This is a genomic window from Tistlia sp., assembly GCF_040905785.1.
In the GTDB taxonomy this organism is placed as follows: Bacteria; Pseudomonadota; Alphaproteobacteria; order Kiloniellales; family DSM-21159; genus Tistlia.
The window spans coordinates 1-5,267 of sequence record NZ_JBBDQW010000050.1; the positions used below are offsets into that span (position 1 = coordinate 1).

A 5,267-nucleotide genomic window follows, 5' to 3' on the forward strand; every position below is an offset into this window, starting at 1 on the left:
TCTCATGACACTCAGGCCGCATCACAAATCCCGGACACCAGTGCGCGAAGGCGGGGATCCATAGTGAGTCGGAGCGATGCCCCTGCGTCGGCGAGGCCGTCGCGCTCGCGTGGTTCGCCCTTCGACAGGCTCAGGGTGAAGGGCTCACCACGAAGCGACGGAGAGGCCGGGCGCCAACCCAATCGCCCCTTGCGGTGGCAAGGCCGTCGCTTGCGTGGTTCGACAAGCTCACCACGAAGCGACTGGGACGCCAACCCAACCGTCGCTTCATGGTGAGCTTGTCGAACCATGCAAGCGTGGGGGCGCGGACGCGGCCGCCTACCCCTCCAGGTGCTCGGCCAGGAAGGCCTTCGTCCGCTCCCACGCCTCGGCGGCGTCGGCCTCGTCGTAGCGCGCGCCGGTCGGGTTGGCGAAGGCGTGGTCGGCCTCGTACCAGTGGGTCGTGTAGTCCTTGCCGGCTTCGTCCATCGCCGACTCGAAGCCGTCGACCATCTCGCGGTTGATGAACTTGTCCTCGGTCGCGAAGTGGCCGAGCACCGGGCTCTCCAGGCTGGCCAGCTCCCCGGCGGTCTTGTTGACCCGGCCGTAGTAGACGACGGTCGCCTCGACCGGCGCGGCCAGCGAGGCGTTGAGCGCCCAGCCGCCGCCGAAGCACCAGCCGACCGCGCCGACCTTGCCGGTCGAGTCGCCGTGGTCCTTCAGCCAGGCGATCCAGGACGCCAGGGTGTCGGTCGCCGCCGGCTCCTCGACCGCCGACATCAGCGCCTTGGCCTCGTCCGGCGTGCCGGCGACCTCGCCGCCGTAGAGGTCGACGGCCAGCGCCAGGTAGCCGGCCGCGGCGAACTCCGCGGCCATCGCCTTGATCTGGTCGTTGAGGCCCCACCACTCGTGGATCAGCAACACAGCCGGCGCCGGCGTCTCGGCCGGAACGGCGAGCGCGCCGGAAACCTCGCGGCCGTCGCGGGTCGTGATGGTCACGCTCTCGGTGCCGGCCGCGGCCGCCGCGGCCAGCCTGGGGTCCGCCAGGATCGCCGCCAGCGAGGGCGCCAGCGGCAGGGCCGCGAGCCCGCCGAGCAGGCGGCGGCGCTGCGGGTCGCGGGGGATGGCGTCGGTTCGGGCGATGGGCGCGCTGTCGGGCATCGGGAAGTCTCCTCCGGTCGCAGAGCTCGGAAGACGATTATGCCGCGCGCCGACGACGGCGGAAGCCGCCTCGCGAGAAGGTGATGGCGACGCGGCCGTCCCACCCCGTGGTCCGTGCCCCCACGCTTGCATGGTTCGACAAGCTCACCATGAAGCGGCGGAGGGGACTGGCGCAGGCCTCGGGCGCGCTTCTTGGTGAGCTCTTCACCCTGAGCCTGTCGAAGGGCGAACCACGCAGGCGCGCGGAGCGGAACGCCGCCCTCAGTGTGCCTCGGCCCAGCTCAGGCCGCGGCCGACGTCGGCGACCAGCGGCACCGAGAGGTTCACGACCGGCGCGGCGGCACCCTCCATGACCTCCTTGACCAGGGCCGCGGTCTCCTCGAGCTCGGCGTCGGGCACCTCGAACAGCAGCTCGTCGTGGACCTGCAGCAGCATGCGGCCGCGCAGACCGGCGCGCTCGAGCGCCGGCGGCACGCGGATCATGGCGCGCTTGATGATGTCGGCGGCGGTGCCCTGGATCGGCGCGTTGATCGCGGCGCGCTCGCCGAACTGGCGGCGCGCCGGATTCTTCTCGAGCAGCGCCGGCACGTGGATGCGCCGGCCGAACAGCGTGGTGACGTAGCCCTTGTCCTTGGCCTCGGCCTTCATCCGGTCCATGTAGTCGCGGATGCCGGGGAAGCGCTCGAAGTAGGCGGCGATGTAGGCCCGCGCCTCGCCCTGCTCGATGCCCAGGTTCTGGGCCAGGCCGAAGGCCGAGATGCCGTAGATGATGCCGAAGTTGATCGCCTTGGCCTTGCGCCGGGTCGCGGCGTCCATCTGGTCAAGCGGCACGCCGAAGACCTGGCTGGCGGTCATGGCGTGGATGTCGTGGCCCTCGGCGAAGGCCTGGCGCAGCGCCTCGACGCCGGCGATGTCGGCGGCCAGGCGCAGCTCGATCTGGCTGTAGTCGACCGACAGCAGGGTGTGGCCCGGCTCGGCGACGAAGGCCGAGCGGATCTTGCGGCCCTCCTCGGTGCGGATCGGGATGTTCTGCAGGTTGGGGTCGGTCGAGGACAGCCGCCCGGTCGAGGCCACCGCCTGACTGTAGCTGGTGTGGACCCGGCCGTCGGCGCCGATCTGGCCCTGCAGGGCGTCGGTGTAGGTCGACTTGAGCTTGGCCAGCTGGCGCCAGTCGAGCACCTTGCGCGGCAGCTCGTGGCCCTGCGCCGCCAGCTGCTCCAGCACGTCGGCGCCGGTCGAGAGCGCGCCCGACTTGCCCTTGCGGCCCTGGCCGGCGAGGCCGAGCTCGTCGAACAGGACCTCGCCGAGCTGCTTCGGGCTGCCGATCGTGAAGCGCCGCCCGGCCAGCCGGTAGATCTCCTCCTCCAGGGTCTCCAGGCGGCCGGCGAAGTCGTTCGACATGCGCCGCAGGATGCCGGCGTCGACCTTGATGCCGGCCCGCTCCATCTCGGCCAGCACCGGGATCAGCGGCCGCTCCATGACCTCGTAGACGCTGGCCAGGCGCTTGGTCGCCAGCTGCGGCTTGAGCACCTGCCAGAGCTGCAGGGTGATGTCGGCGTCCTCGGCGGCGTAGTCGCAGGCCTTCTGCAGCTCGACCCGGTCGAAGGTGATCTGCGCCTTGCCGCTGCCGCAGACCGCCTTGTAGGGGATCGGCTTGCGGCCGAGGTGCAGCTCGCTGAGCTCGTCCATGCCGTGGCCGTGCAGCCCGCCCTCCAGGACGTAGGACAGCAGCATGGTGTCGTCGGCCGGGCTGACCTCGACGCCGTGGCGGGCCAGGACGCGCCGGTCGTACTTCAGGTTCTGGGCGACCTTGAGCACCGTCGGGTCGGCGAGCAGCGGGCGCAGCAGCTCGAGCGCGCGGGAGATCTCGACCTGGCCGTCGACCAGGATGCCGCCGACCTGCTCCGGCGTGCTCAGCAGGTCGGCCTCGCCTTCGCTCAGCGTGCGGTGGCCGAGCGGGACGTAGCAGGCGCGCCCGGGCGCGGTCGCCAGCGAGATCCCGACCAGCTCGGCCTTGTCCGGATCCAGGCTGGTCGTCTCGGTGTCGACGGCGACCACGCCCTGCTCCAGCGCCTCGGCGATCCAGACCTCGAGCTCGGCCTCGCTGCGCACCAGGGGATAGGGCGCGGGCAGGCTCTCCGCGGCCGGGCTCCCCGCCGGCGCAGGCGCCGCGGGTGCCGAGCTCGCGGGCGCCAGGGGCAGCGGCCGACCCTTGCCGGCCTCCTTCTCGTCGGGCACGACGTCGCCCAGCTTGTCGGCCAGGCGGTTGAGGATCGAGCGGAACTCGTGGCGCTCCAGGAAGTCCTTGAGGGTCTCGGGGTCGGGCTCCCTCAGGCCGAAGCCGTCCAGCGCCTCCTCCAGCGGGACCGTGTCGCAGAGGGTCACCAGCTTGAGCGAGAGGCGCGCCTCCTCGGCGTGCTCGAGCAGCTTCTCGCGGCGCTTCGGCTGCTTGATCTCGCCGGCGCGCGCGAGCAGCGACTCCAGGTCGCCGTACTCGGCGATCAGCTGGGCGGCGGTCTTGATGCCGATGCCCGGCACGCCCGGCACGTTGTCGGTCGGGTCGCCGGCCAGCGCCTGGACGTCGACGACCCGGTCCGGCGCGACGCCGAACTTCTCGCGCACCTCCTCGAGGCCGATCGGGCGGTTCTTGATCGGGTCGAGCATGGAGACGCCGCCGCCGACCAGCTGCATCAGGTCCTTGTCGGAGGAGACGACGGTGACCTGGATGCCGGCCTCGCGGCCGAGACGGGCGTAGGTCGCGATGATGTCGTCGGCCTCGTAGCCCTCCTTCTCGATGCAGGGCAGGTTGAAGGCGCGGGTCGCCTCGCGGATCATCTGGAACTGTGGCACCAGCTCCGCCGGCGGCTCGTCGCGCTGGGCCTTGTAGGCCGGGTAGAGGTCGTTGCGGAAGGAGACGCCGCTGGCGTCGAAGATCACCGCGATGCCGTCCGCGTCGCTCTCGCGCAGCAGCTTGATCAGCATGTTGGTGAAGCCGAAGGCGGCGTTGACGTGCTGGCCGTGCGAGGTCATGCGCGGCGGGATCGCGAAGAAGGCGCGGAAGATGTAGCCGGAGCCGTCGACCAGGTAGAGGTGGCGGTACGGCGGCTTTCCAGCGCCCGCGCGCGGCTCGGAAGTCAGGGTGTCGGTCATGCCCGAAGAATGGCCTCGGCGGGCGGCGGAGTCGAGCCGCTCGGCTCAGTGGCCGCCGCCGCCCGCGCCCTCCCTCAGGACGAAGCGCTTGTCGCAGTAGGGGCAGTCGACGGTGCCGCGGCCCTGCATGTTGAGCCACACCTTGGGATGGCCGAGCGCGCCGCCGCCGCCGTCGCAGGCGACGACCTCCTCCTCGGCGGTGACGGTCTCGGGGGCGTCGCTCGGGGGCGCGGTGACGGCCATGGAAACTCCCTCGGGGGCTGTGCTGGAGGCGCTCTTGCGGTCAGGCGGGATATTAGCCGCTCGCTCCCGGCGATCAATGGCCCCTCATTCGAGGCGGTGTCGCCCGCCGCCAATCCCGTGCTTGCCGCGCCGGCCGGCGCGGCTTACCTAGAGGGCGCCATGCCAGACACCGCCACGCTGAGGGCCGCGGCCGCCGATCCGGCCGCCGCGAGCCTGCCCGTCAACGCCGTCGAGATCGAGCATCTCGCCAAGACCTATCGCGCCGCCGGCCGCTCGGCCTCGCTGACCGCGCTCAGCGACGTCAGCCTGGCGATCCCGCGCGGCTGCGTGTTCGGCCTGCTCGGCCCGAACGGCGCCGGCAAGTCGACGCTGATCAACATTATGGCCGGCCTGGTCACCAAGACCGCCGGCAGCGTGCGCATCTGGGACAACGACATCGACCGGGCGACGCGCCAGGCGCGGGCCTCGATCGGAGTCGTGCCGCAGGAGCTCAACATCGACCCCTTCTTCACGCCCTTCGAGATGCTGGAGCTGCAGGCCGGCCTCTACGGCGTGCCCCCGCGCGAGCGCCGGACCCGGGAGATCCTCGCCATGCTCGGCCTCGCCGACAAGGCCGAGGCCTACACCCGCACCCTGTCGGGCGGCATGCGCCGGCGCCTGATGGTCGCCAAGGCGATGGTCCACAACCCGCCGGTGCTGGTCCTCGACGAGCCGACCGCCGGCGTCGACATCGA

General features: G+C 71.6%; 4 protein-coding genes. 1 reads left to right on the top strand and 3 read right to left on the bottom strand.

Annotation, left to right across the window (positions count from 1 at the left end):
* Nucleotides 1-318: 318 nt before the first annotated feature.
* The 3 genes from WD341_RS11680 to WD341_RS11690 form a co-directional block, all read right to left on the bottom strand.
* The gene (locus WD341_RS11680; protein ID WP_368425632.1) at nucleotides 319-1,140 is read right to left on the bottom strand and encodes a dienelactone hydrolase family protein; all 822 of its coding nucleotides are present in this window, start codon (nucleotides 1,138-1,140) and stop codon (nucleotides 319-321) included.
* A gap of 261 nt (nucleotides 1,141-1,401) precedes the next feature.
* Nucleotides 1,402-4,290, bottom strand: a complete 2,889-nt coding sequence (gene polA / locus WD341_RS11685; RefSeq protein ID WP_368425633.1) for a DNA polymerase I — start codon at nucleotides 4,288-4,290, stop codon at nucleotides 1,402-1,404.
* Between the two features lie 45 nt (nucleotides 4,291-4,335).
* On the bottom strand, nucleotides 4,336-4,533 hold the full coding sequence (locus tag WD341_RS11690) for a zinc-finger domain-containing protein (RefSeq protein ID WP_368425634.1): 198 nt from the start codon (nucleotides 4,531-4,533) through the stop codon (nucleotides 4,336-4,338).
* A 159-nt stretch (nucleotides 4,534-4,692) separates the two neighbouring features.
* Here WD341_RS11690 and WD341_RS11695 point away from each other — a divergent pair.
* On the top strand, nucleotides 4,693-5,267 hold a 575-nt coding region (locus WD341_RS11695), incomplete at its 3' end, for an ABC transporter ATP-binding protein (RefSeq protein ID WP_368425635.1).

Coding starts and splice junctions, on each gene's coding strand:
- WD341_RS11680 (WP_368425632.1), bottom strand. CDS start 1,140: ATGCCCGACAGCGCGCCCATCGCCCGAACCGACGCCATCCCCCGCGAC.
- polA (WP_368425633.1), bottom strand. CDS start 4,290: ATGACCGACACCCTGACTTCCGAGCCGCGCGCGGGCGCTGGAAAGCCG.
- WD341_RS11690 (WP_368425634.1), bottom strand. CDS start 4,533: ATGGCCGTCACCGCGCCCCCGAGCGACGCCCCCGAGACCGTCACCGCC.